Genomic DNA, 25,433 nt, shown 5'->3' on the forward strand with positions numbered 1-25,433 from the left:
GCCGGGCGCGGGGGGGGGGGGGGGGGCGGGGGGGGGCCCCCCCCCCCCCCCGCCGGGGGGGGGGGGGGGGGGGGGGGGCCGGCGGCCCCCCCCCCCCCCCCCCCCCCCCGGGTCCGGGCCGCTGATCAGGCGGGGTTGGGTCAGACTGTGAGACGGTCGGCCATGAGCTTGGCGAAACGCGCCGGGTCCTTCAGCGCGCCGCCTTCGGCGATGAGGGCCATGCCGTAGAGGAGTTCTGCGATGTCGCCGAGGCCGCTGTCGTCCGGGTCCCCGTTACGTTCGGTGTGGGCCTTGTTGAGGCTGCTGACCAGCGGGTGGCCGGGGTTGAGTTCGAGGATGCGCTTGGTGTGCGGGACGTCCTGGCCCATGGCCCGGTACATGGTCTCCAGCGCGGGGGTGATGTCGTACGTGTCGGAGACGAGGCAGGCCGGGGAGACGATCAGGCGGGTGGACAGCCGGACCTCCTTCACGTCCTGGGTGAGTTCCCCGGTCATCCAGGACAGCAGGTCGGTGTACTCCTTCTGCTGGTTCTCGCGGTCGCTGACGGTCTGCTTGTCCTGCTCGCCCGCGTCGAGGTCGACCTCGCCCTTGGCGACCGAGCGGAGCTGCTTGCCGTCGAAGGCGGGCACCGCGGTGACCCAGACCTCGTCGACGGAGTCGGTCAGGAGCAGTACCTCGATTCCCTTCGCGCGGAAGGCCTCCATGTGCGGGGAGTTCTCGACGGCTTCCCGGGAGTCGCCGGTCAGGTAGTAGATCTCCTCCTGGCCCTCCTTCATGCGCTCGACGTACTGCGCCAGCGTGGTCGGCTCGTCCGCGTCGTGCGTGGAGGCGAAGGAGCACAGCGACAGCAGGGTGTCCCGGTTGTCGAAGTCGCTGAGCAGGCCCTCCTTCAGGGCGCGGCCGAACTCGCGCCAGACGGTGGCGTAGCGGTCGGGGGCGCTGGTCATGAGGTCCTTGAGGGTGGACAGGACCTTCTTGGTCAGGCGCCGGTGGATCATCTGGATCTGCCGGTCCTGCTGGAGGATCTCGCGGGAGACATTGAGCGAGAGGTCCTGCGCGTCCACCACGCCCTTGACGAAGCGCAGATAGGGCGGCAGAAGTTCCTCGCAGTCGTCCATGATGTGGACGCGCTTCACGTACAGCTGCAGGCCGCGCCGCTGATCGCGGGTGAACAGGTCGTGCGGGGCGTGCGAGGGGATGAACAGCAGGGCCTGGTACTCGAAGGTCCCCTCCGCCCGCAGCAGGATGGTCTCGGCCGGGTCCAGCCAGTCGTGGGCCAGGTGCTTGTACAGCTCGTGGTACTCCTCATCGGTCACCTCCTCCCGCGAGCGCGCCCACAGCGCCTTCATCGAGTTCACGGTCTCCAGCGCCGCCGGCCCGGACTCGGCGCCCTCGCCGGCGCTGTCGCCGCCCGGGTCGGCCGCCGTCGTCGCGTGCGCGGGCATCCGGATGGGCCAGGTGATGAAGTCCGAGTACCGCTTGACGATCTCCCGGAGCTTCCAGCTGTCGGTGTAGTCGTGCAGCTGGTTCTCGGCATCGGCGGGCTTGAGGTGCAGCGTCACTGCCGTGCCCTGTGGCGCGTCATCGGCGGCCTCGACCGTGTAGGTTCCCTCGCCGCGCGAGGTCCAGCGGGTTCCCTGGCTCTCCCCCGCCCGCCGGGTCACCACGGTGACCTCGTCGGCGACCATGAACGCCGAGTAGAACCCGACGCCGAACTGGCCGATAAGACCGGCGGCCGCATCCGCGTCCTTGGTGTCCTTCAGCTCCTGCAGCAACCTCGCCGTGCCGGAGCTGGCGATCGTGCCGATGAGTGACACGACCTCGTCGCGCGACATGCCGACCCCGTTGTCGCGGACCGTCAGCGTTCGCGCCTGAGCGTCCGCGTCCAGGGCGATGTGCAGGTCCGACACGTCCGCGTCGAGCGCGTCGTCTCGCAACGCCTCCAAGCGCAGCTTGTCCAGCGCGTCGGAGGCATTGGAGACCAGCTCCCGCAGAAAGACGTCCTTGTTCGAGTAGATCGAATGGATCATCAACTGCAACAGCTGACGCGCCTCCACCTGGAACTCGTGGATCTCAGCCGACATAACGAGTAAACCCTCCAAAGATCAGTAACCGACTACCGCACGCACTCTAAACCGCCCGCTCCAAGCCCCCAGCAGACAGGCAGCACCCGGACCCGACCCATGCTCCAGCCCATCGACAGACCGACAAGCCCGCCCCTGACAAGCCACCCATCGACACCGGCCAAGCACTCGGTGTATCACCGCATTCCGAATACCGGACACCCACCAGCACCCTCCATCAGGCCGCTAACCTGCCGGGTCATGCCATCGCTCTCCGGGCGTGGCCGGGGCAAACCGTGGGGACGGATGACAGCAGCCCCGCCAAGCCCGGCCCTCTCAACTCGATGCCGATGGAGCCGACACCGGTGAACTCCACCTGCAGGCCCGCCGCGCGGCAGTCGCGGAAGTAGATCTCCTGGAGTCCTTCGGCCGCGATCGCCCGCAGCTGCCGGCCTGCTGTACGAGCTGACCTATGAATACCGCTACCACGTTGTCTTTCTGGCCTGCTGCACAACCGCGATCACGCTGTGCCTGCACCTTTCGGTGACCCCCTTGTCCGCACTGGCGCACGCCTCGGAGGAGGTCTCCGGAGATACTTGGCCTCTGGCGATGATTGGGCTCCTCACCGCACAAATGTATTGGAGCAGCGCTTACCGGAAACTGCGGAGCGCGAACTTCATGTCGGGAGACCGACTCGCTGACTATGTGGACCATTCCATCCGCGTGGAGGCACAGCTTCCCTACCGCGAGTTCTTCTTCCCGGCATGGATCAGGCCCTTGATATGCCCGTCCTCTGATCCGCGAGTGCGGAGGGGATGGAAGGCTCTCTCGGTCGCCACGGTTGTCGTCGAGGCTGTGCTTCCGCTGCTGCTGCTCGTGCCCGACCTTTACGTTCCAGCGGTTGTGCTGGGTGTGCTCATGCACCTTGGCTTCCTCTTCCTGGAGCCCTTCGGGCTGCTCAGCTTCGGCTTGGCCAGTACAAGCACCTACATTTTCTTCAGTCCCGCGCTTCACTAGTCGTCAGGAGTCCGTGTGCGTTTCCTCAGCAACTCGCGCCAGGTGTCTTTCCTGTTGACCTCGATGGGGGTGTCCGTCGTGGGGACGGCGGTAGCCCTCCTCGCGGTCACCGTCCACATGAGCGCGCGGGGGAGCTACTCCTCCACTCTTGTCGTCCTGGCTGACCTGCTGCCGGCAACTCTCCTTGCCACCCTCGCGGGCATGATCGTCGACCGGTACTCCAACCGGTGGGTGTGCGTGATCGCGCTGTCAGGACAGGTAGTCGGCGACCTTGTCGTGGTGGCGGGGTCGAACTCGGCCTGGGTGCCCTATCTGGGGCTCTTCTTGATCGCTGCGGCCGGAACCACGGTAGGCCCGTGCGTGTATTCGTTGCTGCCGAAGCTCCTGAGCGAGGATGCGGACATCTCCCGGGCGTTCGCGAACGCCACAGGCGTCCAGGTATTGGGCGGTGTCGTCGGCTCGTCCGTGGCAGGTTTCCTGTATGCCTGGGTAGGCATCCGCTGGTGCCTACTCATCGACGCCGTCAGCTACTGCCTGGCGATTCTCCCCTTCTTGATGATGAAGGCCGACCGCCGGGCCCGGTCGGAGGCCGACCAGGGCCAGGGCGATCAGACGGACTCGTGGCTGGCCGGGGTGAAGGCGGTGGCCACGCAGCCGGTGCTGCGTGCGGCCGTCCTGGTCCAGTCTCTCGGGGTTGCCGCGGCAGTGGCGATCAACATCGTGGATGTCTACTTCGTTGTGCGAGTCCTGCACGTTGGCTCTATCGCACTGGGCTTTCTCGGCATGACGTGGGCGATCGGCATCTGGCTCGGCACCCGGCCCGACTCGCTTTGGTCCACCCCCGCCCGCTCGACCCGCAGCGTCCTGACAGCGGGCCTCGTCATGGGCCTGGCCCTGACGATCCCGATGGCGTGGCCGAATATCTACCTGCAGAACGTGATGTGGCTGATCGGGGGATTCTGCCTCGGCGTCCAGGCAGTCGCCACGCGGCGGGTTGCTCGCGCCACCACCCCCGAATCGCAGCGGGGCCGCGTATTCGCTGCTATGGCAGGGATCTCCACCTTCTCCAGTCTGGTGTGCATCCCGGTCGTCACTGGCCTACTGGCCACGGTCGGCCCCCGCATCGCCCTGTTGTCGCTGTCCGCAACCGTTCTCGCCGTGGCAGCGATCGCTCAGATCACCGTCCGCACGCCGACCACTGCAGGGGAGAAGGTGCCCGTCGAAAATGCCGCCGTCTGACTTGGTCCCGCAGTTTTCCTCTTCCCAGGCCGGCCTCGTCGAAGCATGGAATGCCTCCGCAAAGCTACTGGCCCCGGCGCCACCCCGACCCGGGCATGCGCAACTCGACGCCGCACGCCTGTCCCGGGCCTGGACCGTGCGCGAGTCGTCCACCGAACAGATACTGGCCACCATGCTCGAGGTGGACCGGCGGGTGACGTTGGCCGATGGACGCACCACTATGCTCCGCGGGTTGACCGGGCTGTCCACCGTTCACAGTCACACCCGGCGGGGCATCGCCACCTCCCTGGTCGGCCGCGTCGTCGAGGACGCCGTCCGCGCGTCCAACACGGGAGCCGTCGCCGCATGGTCGGGCCACGGCGGCATCTTCGCGCAGGCTGGCTTCAGCGCAACGGCTTCGCTGCGCCGCGTGACAGTGCGAGCGGCAACCGAGCCTTCAGGTTGGAGTGTGGAGGAGGTATCTCTGGCCGAGCACAAGGCCCGGCGCGACGCTATGGCGTTCACGCTCGTCAGGACGGCTGAGGACTGGTCGCTTCGGTTGTCGGACTTCGGCTGGGGCCAGGAAAGTGTGCGTTTTTGGCGTATCTCGGCAGACAACGAACAGAGCCGTTCGATCGCCGTGGCACAGTCCCGCGCGGCCGAAGTCGCTCAACTCCATGACGTGGTGGCTCCCTCCAGCATGCGCGCATCGCTGGTGTTGCACGCCCTGTCCGCCCTCGTGGTCGCTGTCGGAATGGATGTTGGCCGCCGCCACCTGGCCGCCTCGGACAAGACCTGGCATCGGATCCGTCAGCACCGCACCGCAGACTTCGACGCTGCCTCCATCTCGCAACTGTGGCTCAAGCCGTTACAACCGGACGGCGAGGGATTGATGTCGCCACCGCAGTTCATGAACCTCGACTACTTCTAATCTTCGACGAAGCGGCGAGTGCGCTGCTGATGACTCCTGTACGCCCTTGCGGCAGGTGCGCCCGGTGCGCAACGTGTCTGCGACCTGGCGGCGCAGTCCGCCACGGGCCTGGACGTAGATCGTCTCCGGATTCACCCGCATGCTCTCGTCAATGGGGAACTCGATGACCGCAGCGTGACAGATCTGTTCCGGGGACCAGCGCCGCGCATCTTGTCCTCAACGTATCGACGCAGCGGCGTCCACGGCGAGCTTCGAGGCATTGGGCCGGGACCGGCTCACGACCCAGGCCCGCTGGGCCCGGTGCGGCCGGTAGACGCCGTCGACCGCCGGGCGTCGATCTCCCGCTTGATCGTGGGCTCCGGTCGGCTCAGAGAGGGCACATTCGGCAGACCGTAACTCCGGCCACGGACAACCGGACCGGACACCCGAATCCCGTCACGCTCCGAACATGCGCGGCAGCACCTTGCTACGCTCGGCATGCTCCAACGGTCTTCCACGCGCGACCGATGCGACACCCCGCGACCCCGCCAGTCTCCACGGCGCGGGCCGCACCCATTCGACCCAACAGGAAACGGTCGAAAGGTGCAATCCTGTACGATTCAATGCACGGTTGAGGGCAACCCCGGGGCCGGGCGTCGCAGGCCACTGCCGCCCGGCCGCACTCATGAGACGGCGGCCAGCTGTCGCCAAACGGCCTGTACTGCCCCGGTGAAGAGGCCGGTGGCCTCCATGAACTCAATCTCTGCCAGCAGGCCGGCGCGGCGGGCTTCCTGCCAGCTGGCTCCACGGTCGTGCTGCTCCCGCTCCGTGTCTAGGCGGAGTTGGTTTGCCTCTGTCCGGAGCATTTGCCGCAGGGGGGCAGGGCCTTCCCTCGCGGACCGCTGCCGTGTCGGGGGTGCGGTAATGCGGGGGGCCCATGGCGTTGTGGGGTTGGTTTTCGGCCCTGACTGCCGCCAGTTCGGTTGCGTAGGCGTGCCCTCGACTCTGGCACCACTGGTCGGTGCGGCGGGATGCTCGGCGAGCTCCACCCGGCCAGTCGCCCCATGGCCCTGAGCTGTCCCCGTTCGCGGGCCGGGAGAGCGACATCCTGGCCGCCGTGGACCGGCTCCTGCACGGCATCACCCAACGCTCCACCACCCCCGCGCAGCCGGTGCCCGAGCGGGGCCGGGCGCACCAGCAAACCGCGCATCCGGCACAGCCCCACTCGTCCCCTGCGCGACGGCGCTGAGCGGCAGACGGCTACCGGAGCGTGGCGGTCACTGGGCGCAGTCTCCCGGCAGGCGGTGGCCGTCGCGGTGGACACAGCCCGTCACGTCGCACTGATGGCCCTGCCGACGTCGTGCCCGGGGCGTGCCAGGATGCCCGCTGCGAGCCGTGGGCCAGGCGCCGTGGCCCCGGCCGGTGGCGGCGGACCGGGGTGCGCAATCCCCGGTTCGGATCAAGTCCGGCCGAACCGGTTGACCCGACCGCAGCACAGGCCTTGGATGGCAGCCTGAACCGACCCAGGGGGGTACGCGTGAAAGCCCGGATCCATACCGCCGGCAACCTGCCGCCCCGCTCACGCTGCCACGGACCGCTGACGATCAGCGTGGACATGCCGCAACAGGACGACCAGGGGCAGCCGATCCATCTCGAGCTGTGCCGGGCCTGCGACACCGGCAAAGAAGCCGCCGACGCCCTGCTGGCCTGGTTCGCCTCCGGCGGCGGACACGACCCTGCCCGGTTCAAGGCGCCTCGCGCCCTGACGGTCCGGGCGATAGCGGGCGGGAGCGGCGGGGCGTCAGGAGATCAGCGGGTATCGCCCCGCCAGTCCCAGAACCGGGTGCCGCCGTCGCCGGGCCGCGGCCCGTACACGCTGCGGCCGCCCGGCCTGTAGCGGCTGATCTCCGTCCGCAGCGGCGCTCCGGCGGTGCGTTCGGGCTCCGTCCAGCCGGTGATGTCCAGCAGCAGCCCGTCGAGCGGGCCGCCGACCAGTTCGCGGTAGACCCGCCGCGGCCGGGGCCAGGGGGCATCGTGATCGGCGCCGTACACGCGCCGCCGCACTGCATCGTCCATGCATGCCGCCACGGTGCCATCGGTCACGGGCACCCGCCCCGCCCGCCGGCCCGGGCGCGGAAGGCAGGACGGGCGGCGCCCGGAAGGTGGCCACGGTGGTCTACATGGACGATGCGGTGGGCTCGCCGGGCGCGTCACCGCCTCCTCGGCGGTCGGCGGCGGGACCCTGGTCCGGGCGCCGTATCCCCGAGCGCGGCGCCCGCTCACCCGCCCCTGCCCTGCGCGTGGCGCACAGTCAGGAGACCGCGGCCAGGTCCGGGGCGAGGGTGTAGTGGAACAGCCTCGCGGTGGCGAAGATGGACTCCTCGACCGCGTCCGCGTTGTCACCGACGTAGCGGAAGGAGCCGACGAGGCCTTCGTAGACACTGGGCTCGTCGAAGACGGTGCCGACCTCCGGCAGTTCCTCCGCGTACAGCCCAGGCAACGTGCCCACGAGTGGAGGGCTGCGTTCGGTCAGGCGCTGCCCGTGCGGGCTGGGCAGCATGAGGTTGCCGGCGGACAGTTCGAGGTTGCGGCCGGGTACGGTGCGCGGGCTCTCCGAGGTGCAGGCGGATCCAGTCGGCGACCAGGTCGACGCCGTAGATGTCGCGGATGCTGAAGGGGATCGGGCCGCCGCTGACCCGGGCCGCGGCTTCGAGGAACACCGGTCCGTCCTGGGCCTCGAAGGCCTCCAGGTGGAAGACCCCCTCGCGGAGTCCCAGCCAGGTCACGCACTGGACGACGAAGGCAGCCATGCAGTGGGCGAGCGGCCCGTGCTGCACGACCGACCCGACCGGCGCGTTGAGCTGGGTGAAGTCCAGGCAGGTCCCGAGGTACCTCGACGGGTACACGGCGACCGGGTCGCCGTCGTGGAGCAGGCCGTCGATGTGCCAGACCGGCGCCTCGATCCACTCCTCCACCTCGTAGCCGCTCAGGTCGACGCCCTGCAGGACGGCGGCCGCGGACCGGCCGGGCCGGATCCGGTAGCAGCCGAGACTGCCGGCGCCGTCGCGCGGCTTGACGATCACACCGGCGTTGCAGCGGCGGGCGAAGGCGGTGACCTCGGCGATGCTCCCCACCGGCTCGAAGCGGGGTGTGAGCAGGCCCGTGCCGGCAGCGGCCAGCACCGTCTTGGCGGCGGCCTTGTCGCGGAAGGGAGTGAGCTCGGCGACGGTGGCGCCAGGGACGTCCCATCGTTCACGCAGGGTCGCACCGGTCAGCAGGTCGTACTCAGACATGGCCAGGATGCGGTCGACGCCGCCCATCAGTCGGTACAGGGACTCGGCGGCCGCGATGACGCCTGCGGTGTCGCTCAGGGAGTCCAGCACGACGGTCCCGGCGGCGGTGGCCGGGATCATCGGCAGGTGACTGGGGACGGTGACGTAGGTGACCTGGTGGAGGTCGTGGTCGATGACGCGGCCGAAGTCGGAGAGCTCGTCGTCCCACCGGTTGATGATCAGGATGCGCACGATGGTCGGTCCTTTTCGAGATGCGATTGGGCAACGATTCAGGTGGCGACTGGGACGATGGTTCAGATCGCGAGCACCAGCCCGGCGCAGGCCTCCATCCCGTGGCCCATCGCGTGCAGGGCGCGGGCGGTGGAAGCGTCGCGGGCGAGGAAGTAGGCGAGCGTGCGCAGCGCCACCGCCGACAGGCCGAGGCTGCGCTTGTAGCGGTAGTTGGCCCGGCCGGCGTCGATGGCGGTGGCGCCGAGGTCGGCCGCCAGGTCCACCGAGGCGAGCATCAGGCCGTGCAGGGTCCGCAGCCGCGGGTAGTCGATGCCGGCGGCCCACAGGTACAGGACGTCCGCGGTAGTGGAAGCACAGGAAGCCGCCGACGAGGTCGCCGTCGTGTTCGGCGGCCAGCAGCACCGCGCCGGGGATGGAGGCGACCGCGGCGAAGATGTCCGTGCCGTACAGGGAGCCGCCGTTCTTGACGGCGGCGGCGTCCGCGAGGTCGGTGAACTGCGGCAGCAGGGGCAGCATGTCCCGGCCGTGCAGGCGGCGGAACGTCAGGCCCTGCTCGAGGCCGCGCCGTCGCTGGCGGCGCATCTCCCTGGCGTGCTTGGCCGACGGCATCGTGTCCAGGAACCCGTAGAGGGAGCCGTAGACGGGCGCGACGTGGGCCAGGTCGAAGAACAGGTCGGCGTCCGGGCGGGCGGCGGCGGTCCACCGGTGGGCGAGGTCGGTGGTCAGGCCGGGCACGACCAGCGCCTGCGCGCCCCACTCGCGGACCAGGTCCACCCCGGCGCTCACCGCGTACCGGATGGTGCCCGCGCCGGCCGACCCCGCGCCGCCGTACTCCCCGTAGGGCGTTCCGGCGTACACCACGGGGCCGGTGAAGACCAGTCCGATGGCGGCGTCCCGTTCGACGGCGGCCCAGTACGGCGAGCCCTCGATCAGGTAGTAGGACACGAGGTCGCCGGGGCCGGTGCCGTCGCTCAGGTGCAGGTGCCGGTGTGCGAGGACCGGCTCGGTGGTGACGTTCTCCCATGCCGCCGCCCAGGCGCGGCTGGTGGAGATGTGCCGGCCGGGCGTGGTGGGCGGAGCGTCGGCGGCGTGGGCGTACCAGGTCCCGAGCGTCTCGAGGGTGGTGCGTGCGGACGGGCGTACCGGGGCGCGGAGGGTCGTGACGGTCACGGGGTGCTCCTGACGAACTCGAGAGGCCCGGCCGACTGGCCGGACTCCGGGGCGAGGTGGGGGTCGGGTAGGGGGTTGTCCAGGACGCGACGGTGACAGCGCAGGCGACGGCAGGCCGCGACGGTCACCAGGCCGTGGAGCACCGCAACCGTGATCAGTGCCGGCCCGAGCCGGTCGGCGGGCACGAGGGCGAGGACGGCGCCGCCCAGCGGCATCGGCGCGACCAGCACCAGCACCATCAGCGCGACCGCCGAGCCGAACACCTTCGGCGGCAGCAGGCGGGCGCGGGCGGTGCGCAGCGCGACCATCGCGACGCCCTCGCACGCGGCCAGGCCGGCCAGGGCGGCGGCGTAAGTGAGGTAGGACGGGGCGAGCCCGGCGGCGGCGGTGGCTGCCGCGCCGCCGGCGCTCGCGGCGAGTGCGAGGCTGCTCAGCCGGATGCGCTTGAGCAGGCGGGCGCAGGCGGCAGCCGCCAGCACTGCGGCCGCCGCCCTGGCCCTCCACACCGCGCCGGTGACCGCCGGAGAGCGTCCGAAGCCGGTCACGATCACCGAGGTTGCCGCCTGCAGCAGCGCGGACAGCAGGTTCATACTGGCCAGCGTGGCCAGCAGCCACACCAGCGCGAGCAGTGCCTTCAGGGCGGCGGCCCCGCCCCGCAAGCCGCCCTGCCCGCCGGTCTCGCCGCCTACGGCCTGTGGGTCCCGCGCCGGGTGGTGGGCAGGTCGGTTGAGGGTGCGGGACAGCACGGCGGCGGTCCGCGACAGCGCGACGACCAGGCCCAGCCCGTACTGCGGGCCGGACAGGAGCAGCACGCCGCCCAGGAGCGGGCCGGTCAGGATGGCGGCCTGGTCGATGGAAGTCTGCACGGCCTGAACGCCCGCCGCCTTCGCACCGGTTGCCACCGCAGCTCCCAGCGACTCCGCCGCCAGGTAGGTGACCTCGGCCGCCACGCCGCAGCCGACACCGACCGCGGCGATCGCCAGCGGCCCCGCCCCGGCCAGGTAGGCGGCGATGTCCCCCGCGACGAGGCCGCCGCGGGCGAGCCCGGGCGCCGCCATCACGGTGCGGGCCGGGACCCGGTCGACCAGCGGGCCGCCGACACCGATCGCCAGCAGCCGCGGCAGCCACTCGGCGACGAACACGATGCCCGCCCAGGTCGTCGACCCGGTCAGCTGATACACCACGACCGGCACCACGTACGCCGCGACCGACGTCGCCAGCCCGTCGCACGCCCGCAGAACGTGCACCTGGGCCACGGCCCGGTTCCCACCGCCCGTCCGGCGATGCGTCCGCGACGGCTCGACGGGGGCGACGGCCGCGGTCGCGGTGTGTGCCATGCCCGCCATCCTCAGACCCGCACCGGAACGGACACGGCAGCAGGCGAGTGGCGGCAAAGGAGGGTGCGGGTCACCGGGATCGATGTCCTTCAGATCGGCCGAGCAGAGCGGGGCGCGGTCCAATGTGCCGCCCCGGCGGGGGACCTGGTCACGTCGCGGGCCGCCCGGCGCAACACCTCCCGCCCCGTACCAGGGCCCGGCACGGCATTCGGCGCCCGCGTCCCGGCACACGGAACTCCCAGCGGCGCGGACCGGCGGCTGTACGCGAATGCAGCCTGCGCCTCACGCAGCACCTTCCCCCGGTGGCGAGGGACTCCAAAGGCTTCCTCTGCCCGGCACCGGGTGCAGGCGGCCATTGCCTCGTGAGCGATGGCACGGACGGTCTCTGGTGTCGGCGCGGGTCCTGTCGAAGGGGCGCCCTCGCCAACAAAGAGGTGAAAGATCTCCGTGCCCAGAAGGGAGCCCCGTGCTCAACCCGATCGCGTTCCTGTTCAAGGACGGCCCGCGCGCCGTCAACACCCTCATCGGCCTCGGGATTTCCCCCGTGGTCATCGACGTCAGCCTGGTCCTGCTGTCGCTCGCGGTGGTGCTGTTCGGCGCCGCCACGCTGGTGCGCACCTGGTCCCAGGCCTGCACGTCAGCCAATGTGGGCGAGGCCCTGGTGAACGCCACCGCCGCCCTGTCCCGGTCCCGGCGGCGACCGCGCGGGATCCGGCGGCGTTCGCTGAACCGCCCGCCCCGTCGCCGGAGCTGACGCCCCTGCCCGGCGGCATCCGGGATGCCGCGGGCCCCGCACCAGCCGGTGCGGGGCCCGCGGCCGGCCGCCCGCGCGTCAGGACTCGGGTGTCGCTCGCCCGCGGGGAGCCGTAGTCGCCCAGCACTCGCACATACCTCTCGGGGCAGACAGACCTACGGGGCGAGCGGGAGCCCGGCCCCCTCCGCTCGGCGGTCGCCCCGGAGCCATGACGGCGTCTCCGGGACAGGCCGAGGCGAAGGGCGCCGGACAGATCTCGTGCGTCTCGATCATGGATCACCGCCCGGGACTCCACCGCCATCGGCCCTGTCCTTCCCGCCCCGCGCTGCACAGACCGCGATGCCCGTTCCGGCGCGGGCGATCGAGGCGCGGACAGAGCAGCAACGTCGCAACCGGCTCCGCCCTGATGACCGGTGCGGCCCCACTCCTGTCCGAGTCGGCCGGTACGGTCAGGTGGATGAGCAGGCACCGGCACAGCACCTACTCCTTCCTCGGTGTGTCTCGAGGGCGGGTTGCTCTCGGCTGTCGGTGCCGACCGGCGCCTGGTGCGCCGTGATCCGGCGACCATCTGGCAGGGCCACCGCATGAGCATCGTTTCCGCAAACGACGTATCCCGTCCGATCCCCGCCTCCCGGCGGCCGAAGACCTCCACCGTGCGGCACGGGCAGCCGTCGTGCGCGGACTACGGCTGCCGCCGCATCGCGTGCCGGCAAGCAGCACGCCGGGCGCGCCGCCAGCGGGACGCGGACCTTCGCGAGCGAGGAAGCGCACGGGTGTCCCCGGCGTCGGCGATCGCCTGGGCGCAGCGGCTGCGTGCGCGGGGCATGTCCGCCCAAGACATCGCCGACCGTTCCGGGCTGTCGGTGACCCTGGTCCGCCGCCTGCTGCGCGGGGTCAGCCATCCGATCGCGCGCACCACCGCCGACGCCGTGCTGGGGGTGGCCATGCCGCCGCGGCACCTGCCGGCCACGCCCGGCCTGACCAGTGCCGCCGAAGCGTCACGACTGCTGTCCGATCTGGAACGCGCCGGGTGGCCCGCCACGTTGCTCGCCATGCGTCTGACGGTGCATCCGCGCACGATCGCCGAAATCCGCTGCGCCCGCCGCACACGGATCCATCTCGACCTCGACGTCCGCATTCGCGAACTCCACCGGCACCTGATCCCGCTCGATCCGGTCCGCGAGGGCGTCCGCGCCGTCGACGCCGCTCGCATCCGCACTCTGGCGCAGCGCCGGGCCGCGTAGGTCGGGGCACTCGGAGTCCGGTTTGGCCTTGTCGACGACGTTCGAGACGCTGACCGCGTCCGCACTGTGGCGTAGCCGGTAGAGGTACGGTGGCGGCGGCCCCTTGTGGAGGCCGCCGAACACCCAGACCATCAAGGCGACGTGGTGACCGACGGGTGAGCCGTCGGCGAGACCACCGGAGCCGGGCTGTTCGGCATGGATCCCGAGGCAGCCTGGCTGGGGGACACCACGAGGGCGCCGCCCACGATGGTCGCGGCGGCCGCCGCCGCCCCAATAGACAGAACCAGCCGCTCACCCGGGCCCTTGTCGACCAAGCGACGGTGCACGCACCAGCCCGCAATCCATGCGACAGCGAGCAGGACGAGACCCTGAATGGAGATAGGAAGAAACACTGCCGATTTCCGTTCCATGGTGGTGGTACCTGCGCGCATGCTGCGACGCAGGGTGGTTCAGGCCACCGGCCCACGGAAGTAGCCATTCTACGGGCTCAGTCCTTGGCCAAAGCTCTGACGGTGGGTGGGGAGTGTGATGGTCGCTCCTCGGTCCGGTGCCGAGAGGCGGCACGCACGGGGGGAATCGGCTGCACCGGCTCCCGCCTGGCGGTCCGCGGCCCCGATCTTCAGCCGCCGGGAGGGCGCGGGCCGGTAGACGGAAGCCCTCCATCACCGTGCCGAACGCCCCCGGGAGCACCAGTGAGCGTCGTCTCCGTCCCCACCATCGCCGGCCTGTCCATCCGGGCGCTGCCCTGGGACCCTCGCGAGCACCTGGCCGATGTCGCGCACCGCATGCACGTCAAGCAGACCAGGATGCTCGGTTTCCCCGGCAACTTCGACGTCGACCTGCGCGGGTACGCGCCGCTGCTGGGCGCGTTCTTCAACAACGTCGGCGACCCGCAGGCCGCCGACGCCTCCGACATCGGCGCCAAGACCTACGAGCTCGCGGTGCTGAACTACTTCGCGCAGCTCGCCGGGGCCGACCCGGACGAGGTGTACGGGTATGTGGCGTCCTCGAGCAGCGAGGCGCTGCTGCACGGCCTGTACACCGCGCGGAAGGTGCTGCCGGACGCAAGTGGTGTGCGCGTCGGACCAGGCGCACTACAGCGTGGCGCGGCGTGCGACGTGCTGCGGGTGGCGCTGGTCACCGTCGCGTCGCGCCCGGACGGGAGCATGGACCCCGCCGACTCGGCGGCGCAGGCGGCGTTGCGGTCGCGGGGGCGGATCTACCGGCGCCGCCTCGGGGCGATCGTGGTGGCCGCGTGCGGGACCACGATGCGCGGCGCGGTCGACGACATCCGTCAGTTGCGGGCTGCGGCGTCGGTGGCCGGTCCGGTGCACCTGCACGTGGACGCTGCTGGAGGCGGGCTCATCGCCGCTCACACCGATCCGGCGCCGCGGTGGGGCTTCGCGGACACCGCCGACTCGCTCAACATCTCCGGCCACAAGATCCTGGGGCTGCCCGCTCCGGCCGGGATCTTCCTGGTCCGCGCGGAGTTGGTGACGCCGGCGGTCGGCGGCGAGTACCTGGCCACCACCGACGACACGCTGGCGTGTTCACGCAGCGGGCTGGCCGCCCTGCTGCTGTGGGCCCGGCTGCAGGAGCTCGGGCGCGCCAGGGTCGCCGCGATGATCCGCCGGTGCCAGGACGTCGCCGCCTACGCCGTGGACCGCCTGGCAGAGGCCGGGGTGAACCCGTCCCGTTTCCCCGGCTCGCTGACCGTGTGCTTCGACCAGCCCCCGGCCGCGCTGGCGCGTCGCTGGCACTTGGCGTGCGAGGGCCGGTACGCGCACATCGTGACCACCGGTCACGTCACCCGCGCCGCCATCGACGAGCTCGCCGCCGACCTGGCCGCCGCCCGCCGCCTCACCAGCGAGGCCCCCATCGGTTCCGGCGACGTCGCGGCGGGGCCGCGGCCGGTCACCTCCCCACGCCCGGTGCCCGGTCCGGCGCCGCGGGGTGCACGGAAGCACGCGCCGCAGGCCGGGTAGTTGCCGGCCCGGCCACAGGAGCAGCGGCGGGAGGAGCGGGCGCGGTCCGGGTGAGGGCCTGGGCGCGCCTGCGGATGGTGTCGGCGTGTGCCGCGTAGGGGTCCAGCTGGTCGAGGGCGTCCTGCGCGGCCGTCAGGCGCTCGATCTCGCCGGGCGTCCACTGCGCGCGGTGCGGCGGAACCGGCTCCTGCTGCAGGTAGGCGATCTGGCCGGCCAGGAACTGCCGAGCCCGGTCCAGGGTGCCGAACGCCTGGGTGATCCGTGCCGAGGCCTGCGCCGTGCCGATCTCGGCCAGTTGCTCGGGCAGGACACCCGGGCCCGGCAGGTGCGTCAGGCGCCCCAGCACGTCGTGGAGGATGTGGAGCATGGCGCCCCGGGCCTCCAGGTACGTCCGGGAGGCCTGCATCAGTTCCGGTTCCCTGGGCAGGTCGGAGTCCTGCGCGAAGACCGCTTCCCGCTGCTCGCGCACCTGCGCGACGGCCGTCTGGGCAGCGGGCGAGGCATCCCGCCACATCTGGGCACCCCAGCTCGCGCCGATCAGCCGCGGTGGCACGGGGAACGTCTCCATCACGCGATCGGCGAACCCGTCGCGCCCGGTGTGGAGGGCGGCCGTGAGCTCGCGCACCGCCTGGCGGGCCAGCAGGAGTTGGGCGGTGCGCTGCTCGTCCAGGACCGGCACAGCCGCCCCGGTCCGCATCGCGTGGGCGACATCCTCACGGTGGTCGGAGACGTCCGGCTCCAGCGCCGCCCGCAGCCGCTGGGCGCGGTGGTCGTGCAGCGCGACCTGGTCCAGCAGCACCTCGGCGGTCGCCCGCAGCACCGGCACGTCCTCGGTCAGGTAGTCCAACTGGAGCCAGTCCTCGATGTACTGGGCGCGCCCCCGGGGCAGCTCGAGGCGTTCGAAGATCAGCGCCAGCCGCCCAGCGTCCGTGGCGAGCCTCGCCGCGACATTCCCCTCGGGGAACTCAGCAGCGGCCACGACCGCGTCCAGGACCGGGCCCGGCAGGGAGTCGTTCAGCTCCCGCCAATGCAGGGCCCACGCGGCGGCCGCGGCCGGCCACCGGTCCTCGGGGCGGTTCGCAGCGGCGGCGCGCCGGGCCAGCCACTCCCCGAGCAGGTCGTGCAGCTGCGCTTCGTGTTCGTCGGCGACATAGGTCGCCAGCTCGCCCGGGGTGTACTCGCGCAACCCCCCGCCCGGGCCGCGGGCCAGCAGGACCAGCTGCCCCCTTCCGTCGTCGAGTTCCGTCCAGCGGCGCAACGCCGCCAGCGGGTCGGGGGCCATGTCCGCGAGCGTCAGCCGGGCGGGGCCGAAGCCGGGCTGGTCGGTGCTGCTGGGAGACGGCCTGCGCCGCGGTGTCCGGCTCGGCGAACGCCACGGCGAACACATCGGGCTGCAGACCCTGCAGCCAGGCCGGGACGAACGCGGGTGATGACGGGGGCGGCGGCTCGCTCATATCGAGGGCCCTTCTGATCGGCCGGGCCCGCCACGGCCGAGGTCGGCGGCCGGCCCAACATGATCCGCTTCCCCGACGTACGGGGGACTCGGCCTGCCCGTCTCCCGCCGGGCGGGAAACGAAAACCCCTTCGCGGACCACCAGGCGGGACACAGCAGACCGGGTGCCTCGTCAGCGGCGGTCTCCCCCGCCGGGCTGGCGGCGCGGCCGCCGGGATCCGGGCCGGGGACCCCGCCGTGGCGTGCCCGGCTCTGCGGGCTGCGCGGAGAAGGTGGGAACGGCGGAGAAACCCCCCGGCACGACGGAACCGGCCTGGGCATGGGCTTGAGCCTGGGCCTGCGCCTGGGCGGGGACCGTGGCCGCGGGAGGCGTGGAGGTCGCAGCCGGCCGGGCCCTGACGGCGGTCGCCACCACAATGGCGTTCGGGACCAGCGGGGAGCAGGCCTGGCATACCTCCGAGACCGTCCACACCTGCCCGATCCACGGGTCGTGCTGCACGATCAGGACCACGCTGCCCGCGCAGAGGACCTTGGTGTCGCCGTGGGCGGTGCACTGCCGGGCCCGGCAGGAGCACGCGGCGTTCGGCCGGACAGTGGCCGCCTTGGCGTGCGCGGCCGCATGCTGCGCGGCGAACCGGCGCATGCCCGCAAGGTCCCGGGAACGGGGCGGCATCCGGCAGGCTTCGGTGCTGCAGGCCACCGACGCGGAATGGTCGGCGTGCCCGGTCAGGCGGATCGTCCAGACCCGTCCCGGGACACGCTCAGCGGGGGCCGGGGTCGTCTCAGGTGTCACGCAGGGCTTCCCTTCGTCGGTCGTCAACAGCATCCGGACCACTATCGGGTACCGGTCGGGCACGGCGGCAGCCGGGATCCGGACGAGCCGGACTGTGGCGAGGCTGTTGCGCTGTCGTTCCGTCCGGCGGCCGGGACCACCGGGGGCTGCTGCCTGCGTCATACCCCGTCATCACGGGTTCCAGTACGGGAGGTTGTGACCGAGGATGTCCACACGGCCTGTCACCCAAGGAGAGGGGCAGGTACATGCCGCCGGTCAGCAAGAAGCGCGCGAAGAGCCCGCGTCCTCCGTGGGCGTCGATCGGCATGCGCGTCCAGCGGGACGGACAACGCGTCGTGTCCGCCGCCCTGTCCGCGAGCGCTGGTCCTCGTGCCGAGCAGGTCTTGTGCCCACGGACGAGGCGTCCCTCCTGGCCATGTGCTGGATCGCTTCCGGGGAGAGCCGCGCGCGTCTGTACGTCGCTGCGGGTGAGGAGCACGGCTCGTGGCTGCGATTGTGCCTGCGCGGGACGCCCGGCGCGGTGCTGGTGACCGGCTCGGTCGCCTCCCACGCTGAGCCTTTGCTGCGGCAGATACGCCAGGCCATGCTGCGAACTGCCGAACGGCACCGCGCGGCCGGCGACACCGAGGAGGCACAGCGCTGGAGGCAGATGGCCCGCAAGGCGCTGCGCGCGAGACAGTCGGCCGACAAACGGCGCCACGGCAGCGTCCGTACGGTCTCCGGCGGTCTTCCCACCCTCGGCCAGCGGCGCCAACGACCGACCTATGACACGGGTGCCGCATGGTGTTACGCCGCGCGGGTGACCCGGGCAGGCGTATCCTGACCTTCTGCCGCAGCGGGCAGGCGTGGCCCGTTACGGATGGCACATGACGCGCGAGTATCAGTCCCTTCTGTCCGATCAGATCGCGGGCACGCTGTACAAGGAGCACGACAGCTGCGACGCCTGGGCGGAGGGCTTGAAGTTGGTGTTTCGCCTGGTGCGCAAGGCCATGGAGCCGCTTTCTCAGGAAGAGAGCGAAGGCCTGGTCGCCTGCCTGCGGGATGCAGCTCGTGACGAGGGACCGAAGTCGCCCTGGTCGTTCCTCAATTCCTTCGGGGTGCGCCTGAAGCGTCATACCCTGGAACGGTTCGGACCCGAGCCGTCACAGGCGCTGTCGCTGGCTTGCGGAACGTGGGTCATGGGCTGGGACTACCTGTCCGATGAGGAAGGCGATCTCCTGATCGCCGTCTTCCATGCTGCCGTACCTCGTGCGCAGGCTGTGCGGGAGCGGCTGAGCCAGGCCGTGTAGCAGCGGCTTCTCCAGCCGCCGAGACGAGGCCACCAGGTTCGAGGAGCAGCGGCCCGACCTCGGCACGTCAGGGCTGCCGTGCGGGCAGGCGCCGGATCAGGTGGCGACCGTGGCGGCGCCACCACGCGCGCGCGGCCCACAACACCTGCGGGATCGCCATTACGGCCAGGACCGTGCCGCCGTCCAGGACGCGCACCGTCACCGATGCGGCGGGGTCGAGGAGGTGCCGGGCAGCGGCGGCCAGCAGGTGCAGGTCGAAGGGCATCGTGACCACCGCCGCGCCGGCCAGGCACAGCACAGTGCCCGCGAGGAGGACCACGGTGTAGGCGCGCACGATCTTCGCTTCGCGGGCGGGCAGCGCGGCCAGCGGGCCCGTGCCGGGCGCAGGCCTACGGCGCAGCCTGGCTGCGGCGCGGGCGGCGTGGTGGCGTGCGTGCGCGGTCGCGTCGGCGTACAGAGTGCGGCAGCCGGTGAGGTCCTGGAGGAGGAAGTAGACGTCGGTGCGCATGAACGCCATCAGCTGGATGGTCAGCGTGATGGTCACGGTGGTGGTGACGATGAGCGACGCGGTGCACGGCACTGCCCGCGCCGGTGGCGGCCGCGGTGAGCACCGCGGTTACGGCGAGTGCGGTGTCGGAGGCCATTCCGGCGGCGTAGACGGTCAGGCGGTGGCGGCGCGGTGCGGCCCAGATGCCGGGGATCTCGGTCTGGGCAACGAGGAACTGCAGGCGGGTGCCGAAGATGATGCGGCCTGGCACCCCGGCGGCGCGCGCGGTGATCAGGTGCGCGAGTTCGTGGATGCCCAGGAGGGTCCAGGCGACGACGGCCTGGGCGAGCAGGACGAGGCCGGTGTGGTCGGACCAGATCAGCTGCCGGTAGCCGGGCCACAGCTGCGGGCGGCCCGCCGCGACGAACACCGCGGCCACGGCCAGGGCAACGAGGAGGACCGGCAGGGCCGGATGCAATGTCCACGCCACGGCGGCCGGGCGCAGGCCCGGCCAGGTCTGCTTCAACGGGGGTGGTGCGGGCAGCGGGTGACCGTCGCAGGTGGCGATGAAGCCGAGCGGGATCAGGTCGGTGGCCAGGCCGGTGATGTCGAGGTCCTGCCCGGTCTGCGTCCGCAGCAGGCGGCGGGTCTGGGCGGGGGTGTGGCCTTCGGCGAGTAGCCCCAGAGCCCGGGCGCCTTCTGGGGGCAGGGCAATGAAGTCGCCGTGTCGGTGCGGCCGACGACGGTCTCTTCGCCTTCGTCGCGGACGGCGAGCGGGTGCAGGGTCAGGACGCTGTCGTCGCCGACCACCGGCCCGGGCGCGGTGCAGGCCGGGCCGGGCGTAGCTGGCGGCGCGGGGTGGGTGGTCACGGGGCGACGACCGGGGTGGTGCCGCAGGCCGGGCAGTCCGGTCGGCGCTCGCTGGTGAGGTGGACCGCCTCGGTGCCGAGCGCGGCCAGGTTGAGCCCGTAGATGCTGCCGGGGGTCACGGTGGCGGCGCCGGTCAGTAGGGCGATGGCCAGGTGCGCGGCGAGCTGTCCGGACAGGCCCGCGGTGACGGCGGTGGCCGGGTGTCCGGGTGCCCGGGGCAGTGTGTTGAGCAGGTCGGTGTCGTCGGCGACGTCGGGCTGCCATCGCTCGTCCTCGGTGCGGCGCAGGCAGGTGCGGCATCCGCCGCTGATGTGCGGTGCGTAGGCGCCGACGGTGACCAGCGGGCCGTGGTAGCCGCCGTCGACCCAGGGCATGTTCGCGTTCATGCAAGCCGCGTTCGCCCACGTGCGGATGTCGTCAGGCTGGTCGGCGCACATTACCAGGAGGTCGCATCCGGGCAGGACGGCGGCGAGGTCGCTGGGGCCGGTGACGCGTGTCCGCTGCCCGGTGACCGTGATGTCGCTGTTGATCTGGCGGAGCCGGTCACGGGCGGCGTCGAACTTCAGCCGGCCGATGTCGGCCTCGGCATACAGGGTCTGCCGGTTGAAGTTGGACTCCACCCGGTCGTCGTCGACCAGGTGCAGGCGTCCCACGCCGCTCGCCGCGAGCGCCGTCGCGGCCGCTCCCCCGGTGCCCCGACGCCGAGGACGACGACCCTCGCGGAGCGCAGGATGCGCTGCGCGCTGCACGTCCCAGGCGCTGGCGCGGGGCTGCGGGTCGGTCCACCGCCAGTACAAGGCGCTGCGGCCGTAGCGGTCCTGTTCCTTCTCGGTGAAGTCCGGCGGCGGCCACACGGCAGCGTCGTCCATGTGACCGGCCTGGACCAGGTCGTCCAGCGCCGTCAGGACGCCGCCAACGTGGCGTCCGGGTGGGCGGCACGGACCATCTCCACGATCTGCTGCGGAGTGCGGGTGCCGTCGGCCGCGGTCAGCAGGTCCCACAGCCACGGCGGGCCGTCGGTGATCTCGCTGGCCAGGCCGTACACGCCGCTGCCGAGGCGGATCCGGCCGTCGGTGGTGCGGTAGGCGCCGTGCTCGGGTCGCACGCGGGGCAACTGCATGACCATCCCAGAAGAACGCAGTGGAAGAGCGGGAAGCCGGCCCCGCAGAGAGACAGGGGCTGGGGGCCGCGCCGCGGCCCCGGGCAAGGGCCCGGCTATCCAAGCGGCGCGGGCGCGGCCCGGCGGGCAGGACCCGGTGGGTCCTGCCCGCAGTGGTGAGGGCGTCGACGGGGCAGACAGCGCCCTCACCGTGGGCGCGGCGGGGCCGACAGGGTCAACTCGCCTTGGCACACGGGCTGTTCGTGGTCTCCACGCGCTCCAGACGGCGGAAGCCGATCCGCGCCGGGGCCGGGGCGGACTTCTGCGCGGTGGTCTTGGTCTGCTGGGACATGGTCACTCCTGATGGGCGAGGCCAATGGGAAGGGCCTCATCGCAGCACCGGCACACCGCGCGGGACAACCAACGCCCCCGAGATTGGCCGGACTTGATCCACGATCTCCCGCAGTACGGAATGGTGGCGGGAAACCACCACGCTCCCGACCGGGGCGGCCGGATGACGAGGGATGAGGGCTGCATGGACGCGCTACCGGGACCGGAAGACATCGATCTCGCGCCGTGGGTGAGCCACGAGGGCATCGACACCATCGGCTGGGCCAAGGACGGCCCGGCCGTCCACGTCATGTCGCCCGTCGACGCGCTCGTCACCACCCCGCCCGGCGTCAACGGTCCCGCCCATGGCGCGAGCAGCCTGCACCACCTGCCCGCGGGGGCGATCGGCGTCATGCCCGAGGTCCCGCTGTGGCCGGCCCGCACCCTGCCCACCCCCTACACCGGCGGCCCGGACGGCACCGGCTACGCCGGCCTGATGCGCCACGCGGCCGCCACCCTCGCCAAACGCGCCCGGCTCCTCGAGGGACACCTGCACCGCGCACTCCCCCACCTGCCGGGCGACGCCGCGGTGTTCACCGACGCCGCCGCCGACACCCTGCGCGCGGCCACCGGCTGCGCGGCGCTGTGGCACTCCATGGCCGCAGGGCCGGTCACCCGCGGCCAGTACGCGGCCGCCGACGACGGCGCCGTCTAACTTCCCGCTGCGCACCGCCGGGATGCTCCTGCGCGCCACCGCCACCATGCCGCCGGGCTCCCGCCCGGCCCCGCTCGAGGCCGAACACGCCGCGCTCACCGAAGCGTTCGAGGACTGGGCCAAGGACCTGCAGGCGACCACGCCCGCCCCGTACCCCCCTCCCGGCGGTCGTCGGCCTGCAGACCACCACCGCCCTCACGGCCGCCGCCATCGGCCCCTGACCTGTAACAACGCCGGGCCTACGACATAGGCGCACGGAGACCTCAGCCAACAGTCGATGTGACGTCCGCCACATTCTCGGCCAGAGTTACCGTTTCCCGCCTCTGCCGCCCCTTGGAGGTGAACCTGCAATTCCTGGAGGAGAAAGATGAGTCCATCGCGGAGCCGCCTGGCTCTCTACATAGGTATCGCCGACCAATCGGTGCGTCCGTCACCCGACGAACCCCTGAACGTGCTCACCTGGCTGCGACGTTGGCTGTCCCGTCGTCCGGTCCGGCCCCGTAAGACCTTGGCCCGACACGCGGACCGGCTGCTCACCTGCCTGGTCGTCATCCCCGACACCCCGCACCTGCGCGCGCACTACGCCGATGACGTCATCCCTTTCCTCGTCGACCACGAGCTCGACCCCGAGGCGGTGCAGTTCATCGCCCGCTGCCACCCCCTCAAGCGCTCCGATCTACGCAAGGCGCTGCCGTGGAAGCGCCCGCTGACGCTGCATCCGACAGACGGAATCCTGCTTTCGATCCCGCTTCCGTCCCGGTCCCGCTCGGCACTGCGTCCTGGCCGCGGCCGGTCGCCACGTGCGCCGCCTATCGCGAGGCTCATGACGCGCAAAGGGCCTATGTCATGGCAGGGGACAAGTCGGCTGCTGTCGCCTTCGCGCGGAAGTGGCTCAAGGGAGGTCACCAGCCTGCGGTGGTGTCCCACGGGCTTCTCCTTGCGGATTGGACCGGCATCGATCTGTTCGACGAGGACGCTGTCCTGCGCGAACTGGAGTACTGCGTCAGGCAGGCCGGCTCCTGGGAGAAGCCCATCTGGGAGCACGAATACCGGCACCAGTGTCTGACCACGCTCGGCCAACCGGCCTCCGGCGACGGCCAGAGCCTGGGGGATCTGATCGGTGATGGACGTGGCTCAACCGAAGATCAATACTTTGATGCGGTCATTGCCCACCCCTGCATCGATGTCGTCCTGGCCAAGTTCACCGAAGAACAGAAGCAGGTCGTCCTGGAGTACGCCCGTCTAGGCACGGGCGCAGACAGAAGCTGGCACCTTGCCGCACTGCGAGTCGGTGTCCACGAACCAAGGTCGTTCGGCGACTTGGTGCGTCGCAAGTGCTCAGGTTCTCCGGGAAGCACAAGCAACGGCCCGAAGCTACGACATGCCTGTGCCGCCACTACCAGCGCCGCGACACCGCCCAGGGCGAGGTGTGACAGGCGTGGGCTCGTGGATCGTCGACCTGCTGGCCCTTCGGCTCCACCTGCCGGCATGGCTGATCGCGGTCATCATCGCGGTACTCCTGGCCGCCGTGCTCGTCAAGGTGATCACGGACGCCAAGGTCCGTCTCATCCGCGCCCGAGGCGAATCCGACCTGACTGTCGCCGCGTACAAGTGCGGGCTGAGTCATCAGCGGTGGATGTGGTACCGCCGGGATCGAAACCGACAAACCCGCGCAGCGACTCCCCGAAGGAGAACCCCAAGGCGCTCCCACAGGTGAGCGAACGAGTAGGCCGAAGCCCCGGACGCGGTCCGGGGCTTCGCTGTGCTGCAGGCGCGTTACACCGGTCCGCGCAGAACTCGGCTGCTGCGGTCAGCGGCGGCGCCGGCGGGGTCGGCCTGTGCGGTGGCCGTGCCGGTTATCCCTTCGCTGGGCCGGAGGCGGCACCCGCGGGGCCGGGGTGAGGTCGGCTCGGGCTGCTTCGGTGCGCTGGCGGAGCTGTTCGAGGCGGGCTTCGATGCGGGCACGGGTGTACAGGTCGATGGCGTCGGACAGATGGTCCCATCCCTGGCCGTCGATGCTGTCCGGGCGCGGACCGAGGATGTCGGCGCCGGCGCGGTGGTGGCGGCGACGGTAGTCGGCCAGCGCGGTGACGAGCCGGGTGTAGGCGCGGCACTCGTCCTCGTTGTCCTCCTCCGGCGCGGTGATGGCGTCGATCCACGCCTCGGGAGCCGACTGCCCGGCGAGCGCCGCGGCGAGGCCCCTCCGGCCCACGCGGGCGTCGGTGGTGGCGTGGTTGAGGGGGGCGATGCCGTGCGGGTCGCGAACGGCGGGGTGTGCGGGCAGCGCGTGGGCGCCGCCGAACGGTGGGCTGTCGAGGTGGGTGAGGACGGCGGCGAGGATGTCGGAAGCGGGCGCGCCGGGCGGGAGCGGGGTGTGCATCAGGTGGCCGCCTCCGATCAGGGCGCGGATGCGGGCGGTCATGGCGTCCCAGGCGTCGGCCAGGCCCGGATCGTCCGGGCGGGGGCCAAGTCCCGGGGCGGTGGTGATGGCGTGGCGGGTCTGCCACAGTTCGACCAGGGCGCAGGTGGTGGCCCACGCGGCGCGCCGGTTGGGCGACGTCGTGGGCGGTGGCGGGCCAAGCGGTCGGGCCCAGGCCGGCGGGTGGTCGGCGAGGGTGTGGCCGCGCTGGAGCGGGGGGACGATGACGTCCACGCTGCGGGGCGCGGTCATCGTGATGACGAACTCGTCGTTGTCGGTGTTGTGCTTGTTCTTCACGGACCGGTACGTCGTGGTGGCGCCGTCGAAGGTGGCCACCATCTGCTTGATCGCTGTGCGGTGCTGCTTGCCGAACTGGTCACGGTTGTCGACCGTGATCTCGAAGGTGATCGACGGGATGTCCTCGTGCTTCTGGCGACGCGTCTGCCGCACGCGGGCCGGGGCGGCCTCCTCCGTCGTCTCCTCGGCGACCAGCGCCGTGTCCTCGACCGTGGGAACCGGCGTCTCGTCCCTCGTCTCCTCGACCGCCGCGGCGGGCTCCTCGGGCGGCCGCTATGGTCTCGATGCCCTTGGCGGAGGCGCCGTTGAAGCGGGTGCAGGTGCAGTCGGCGTGGACGTAGAGCTTGACGCCAGCGGTGGCCTTGCGGGTGTAGGCGCCGGTCGCCCTGCCGGTCTCACTTCCGTGTGATGGGCCGGCATTTCCGTCCCCCCTGCGAGAACTACGTTGCGCCCCCACGA

Annotated in this window: 23 protein-coding genes and 1 pseudogene; 13 read left to right on the plus strand and 11 right to left on the minus strand. The window is 71.5% G+C overall.

Features of this window, described 5'->3' with window-relative positions:
• Positions 1-140 precede the first annotated feature (140 nt).
• A complete protein-coding gene (gene htpG / locus ACIP98_RS38200; protein ID WP_401980945.1) occupies positions 141-2,084 on the minus strand; it encodes a molecular chaperone HtpG in 1,944 nt (647 codons plus the stop codon).
• A gap of 531 nt (positions 2,085-2,615) precedes the next feature.
• Here htpG and ACIP98_RS38205 point away from each other — a divergent pair.
• Genes ACIP98_RS38205 through ACIP98_RS38215 form a run of 3 tightly spaced genes read left to right on the plus strand, consistent with a single transcriptional unit; the run spans position 2,616 to position 5,229 of the window.
• The gene (locus ACIP98_RS38205) at positions 2,616-3,080 is read left to right on the plus strand and encodes a hypothetical protein (protein ID WP_401980948.1); all 465 of its coding nucleotides are present in this window, start codon (positions 2,616-2,618) and stop codon (positions 3,078-3,080) included.
• Positions 3,081-3,095: 15 nt separating this feature from the next.
• Complete coding sequence (locus ACIP98_RS38210; protein WP_401980951.1) at positions 3,096-4,319, plus strand: MFS transporter; 1,224 nt, start codon at positions 3,096-3,098, stop codon at positions 4,317-4,319.
• A complete protein-coding gene (locus tag ACIP98_RS38215; RefSeq protein ID WP_401980954.1) occupies positions 4,306-5,229 on the plus strand; it encodes a hypothetical protein in 924 nt (307 codons plus the stop codon). Before ACIP98_RS38210 ends, ACIP98_RS38215 begins: the two co-directional genes overlap by 14 nt.
• A 2-nt stretch (positions 5,230-5,231) precedes the next feature.
• Here ACIP98_RS38215 and ACIP98_RS38220 read toward each other — a convergent pair.
• Positions 5,232-5,600, minus strand: a pseudogene (locus ACIP98_RS38220) (IS30 family transposase); the annotation flags it as partial.
• Between the two features lie 1,145 nt (positions 5,601-6,745).
• Here ACIP98_RS38220 and ACIP98_RS38225 point away from each other — a divergent pair.
• Complete coding sequence (locus tag ACIP98_RS38225) at positions 6,746-7,105, plus strand: DUF6300 family protein (protein ID WP_401980955.1); 360 nt, start codon at positions 6,746-6,748, stop codon at positions 7,103-7,105.
• Here ACIP98_RS38225 and ACIP98_RS38230 read toward each other — a convergent pair.
• From ACIP98_RS38230 to ACIP98_RS38240, 3 genes are all read right to left on the minus strand, one after another.
• Complete coding sequence (locus ACIP98_RS38230; protein WP_401980957.1) at positions 7,018-7,284, minus strand: hypothetical protein; 267 nt, start codon at positions 7,282-7,284, stop codon at positions 7,018-7,020. The two genes, ACIP98_RS38225 and ACIP98_RS38230, sit on opposite strands and share 88 nt — an antisense overlap.
• A gap of 323 nt (positions 7,285-7,607) precedes the next feature.
• The gene (locus ACIP98_RS38235; protein WP_401980959.1) at positions 7,608-9,902 is read right to left on the minus strand and encodes a hypothetical protein; all 2,295 of its coding nucleotides are present in this window, start codon (positions 9,900-9,902) and stop codon (positions 7,608-7,610) included.
• Positions 9,899-11,239, minus strand: a complete 1,341-nt coding sequence (locus tag ACIP98_RS38240) for an MFS transporter (protein ID WP_401980960.1) — start codon at positions 11,237-11,239, stop codon at positions 9,899-9,901. The genes ACIP98_RS38235 and ACIP98_RS38240 overlap by 4 nt, the downstream gene beginning before the upstream one ends.
• Before the next feature lie 466 nt (positions 11,240-11,705).
• Here ACIP98_RS38240 and ACIP98_RS38245 point away from each other — a divergent pair, with 466 nt between their 5' ends.
• The 3 genes from ACIP98_RS38245 to ACIP98_RS38255 all read left to right on the plus strand — a co-directional run bounded on the left by ACIP98_RS38245 (position 11,706) and on the right by ACIP98_RS38255 (position 15,222).
• Complete coding sequence (locus ACIP98_RS38245; RefSeq protein ID WP_401980962.1) at positions 11,706-11,993, plus strand: hypothetical protein; 288 nt, start codon at positions 11,706-11,708, stop codon at positions 11,991-11,993.
• Between the two features lie 773 nt (positions 11,994-12,766).
• Positions 12,767-13,237 carry a hypothetical protein gene (locus ACIP98_RS38250; protein ID WP_401980965.1) on the plus strand — a complete coding sequence of 157 codons (471 nt, stop codon included), beginning with the start codon at positions 12,767-12,769 and terminating at the stop codon, positions 13,235-13,237.
• Positions 13,238-13,929: 692 nt separating this feature from the next.
• A complete protein-coding gene (locus tag ACIP98_RS38255) occupies positions 13,930-15,222 on the plus strand; it encodes a pyridoxal-dependent decarboxylase (RefSeq protein WP_401980967.1) in 1,293 nt (430 codons plus the stop codon).
• On the opposite strand, the gene ACIP98_RS38260 is transcribed toward ACIP98_RS38255, so the two are convergent.
• Positions 15,152-16,504, minus strand: coding sequence for a hypothetical protein (locus ACIP98_RS38260; RefSeq protein ID WP_401980970.1), 1,353 nt, complete (start codon positions 16,502-16,504; stop codon positions 15,152-15,154). The two genes, ACIP98_RS38255 and ACIP98_RS38260, sit on opposite strands and share 71 nt — an antisense overlap.
• Between ACIP98_RS38260 and ACIP98_RS38265 the strand changes: the two genes are divergently transcribed.
• Positions 16,503-16,652 carry a hypothetical protein gene (locus ACIP98_RS38265; protein ID WP_401980973.1) on the plus strand — a complete coding sequence of 50 codons (150 nt, stop codon included), beginning with the start codon at positions 16,503-16,505 and terminating at the stop codon, positions 16,650-16,652. The two genes, ACIP98_RS38260 and ACIP98_RS38265, sit on opposite strands and share 2 nt — an antisense overlap.
• 195 nt (positions 16,653-16,847) lie before the next feature.
• Here the strand turns inward: ACIP98_RS38265 and ACIP98_RS38270 are convergent, their stop codons facing one another.
• Positions 16,848-17,318 carry a hypothetical protein gene (locus tag ACIP98_RS38270; RefSeq protein ID WP_401980976.1) on the minus strand — a complete coding sequence of 157 codons (471 nt, stop codon included), beginning with the start codon at positions 17,316-17,318 and terminating at the stop codon, positions 16,848-16,850.
• Positions 17,319-17,853: 535 nt separating this feature from the next.
• Here ACIP98_RS38270 and ACIP98_RS38275 point away from each other — a divergent pair.
• Both ACIP98_RS38275 and ACIP98_RS38280 read left to right on the plus strand, forming a co-directional pair.
• Entirely contained in the window at positions 17,854-18,291 is a 438-nt protein-coding gene (locus ACIP98_RS38275) for a hypothetical protein (RefSeq protein WP_401980979.1), read from the plus strand.
• Positions 18,292-18,334: 43 nt separating this feature from the next.
• Entirely contained in the window at positions 18,335-18,757 is a 423-nt protein-coding gene (locus tag ACIP98_RS38280; protein WP_401980980.1) for a hypothetical protein, read from the plus strand.
• A 67-nt stretch (positions 18,758-18,824) separates the two neighbouring features.
• On the opposite strand, the gene ACIP98_RS38285 is transcribed toward ACIP98_RS38280, so the two are convergent.
• Positions 18,825-19,301, minus strand: a complete 477-nt coding sequence (locus ACIP98_RS38285; protein ID WP_401980983.1) for a hypothetical protein — start codon at positions 19,299-19,301, stop codon at positions 18,825-18,827.
• Between ACIP98_RS38285 and ACIP98_RS38290 the strand changes: the two genes are divergently transcribed.
• Complete coding sequence (locus ACIP98_RS38290) at positions 19,264-19,923, plus strand: hypothetical protein (RefSeq protein WP_401980986.1); 660 nt, start codon at positions 19,264-19,266, stop codon at positions 19,921-19,923. The two genes, ACIP98_RS38285 and ACIP98_RS38290, sit on opposite strands and share 38 nt — an antisense overlap.
• A 187-nt stretch (positions 19,924-20,110) precedes the next feature.
• On the opposite strand, the gene ACIP98_RS38295 is transcribed toward ACIP98_RS38290, so the two are convergent.
• Both ACIP98_RS38295 and ACIP98_RS38300 read right to left on the minus strand, forming a co-directional pair.
• Positions 20,111-20,983 carry a HesA/MoeB/ThiF family protein gene (locus ACIP98_RS38295; RefSeq protein WP_401980988.1) on the minus strand — a complete coding sequence of 291 codons (873 nt, stop codon included), beginning with the start codon at positions 20,981-20,983 and terminating at the stop codon, positions 20,111-20,113.
• A gap of 32 nt (positions 20,984-21,015) precedes the next feature.
• Positions 21,016-21,228 (minus strand): hypothetical protein, encoded by a 213-nt coding sequence (locus tag ACIP98_RS38300; protein ID WP_401980989.1) that lies wholly within the window; start codon positions 21,226-21,228, stop codon positions 21,016-21,018.
• A 520-nt stretch (positions 21,229-21,748) separates the two neighbouring features.
• On the opposite strand from ACIP98_RS38300, the gene ACIP98_RS38305 reads away from it, so the two are divergent.
• Both ACIP98_RS38305 and ACIP98_RS38310 read left to right on the plus strand, forming a co-directional pair.
• Positions 21,749-22,258 (plus strand): hypothetical protein, encoded by a 510-nt coding sequence (locus ACIP98_RS38305; protein ID WP_401980991.1) that lies wholly within the window; start codon positions 21,749-21,751, stop codon positions 22,256-22,258.
• Between the two features lie 1,438 nt (positions 22,259-23,696).
• Entirely contained in the window at positions 23,697-23,975 is a 279-nt protein-coding gene (locus ACIP98_RS38310; protein ID WP_401980993.1) for a hypothetical protein, read from the plus strand.
• Positions 23,976-24,068: 93 nt separating this feature from the next.
• Here the strand turns inward: ACIP98_RS38310 and ACIP98_RS38315 are convergent, their stop codons facing one another.
• Positions 24,069-25,127 carry a hypothetical protein gene (locus ACIP98_RS38315; protein ID WP_401980994.1) on the minus strand — a complete coding sequence of 353 codons (1,059 nt, stop codon included), beginning with the start codon at positions 25,125-25,127 and terminating at the stop codon, positions 24,069-24,071.
• Positions 25,128-25,433: the final 306 nt, after the last annotated feature.

The sequence above is a fragment of the Streptomyces sp. NPDC088354 genome (assembly GCF_044753585.1).
Classification (GTDB): domain Bacteria; phylum Actinomycetota; class Actinomycetes; order Streptomycetales; family Streptomycetaceae; genus Actinacidiphila.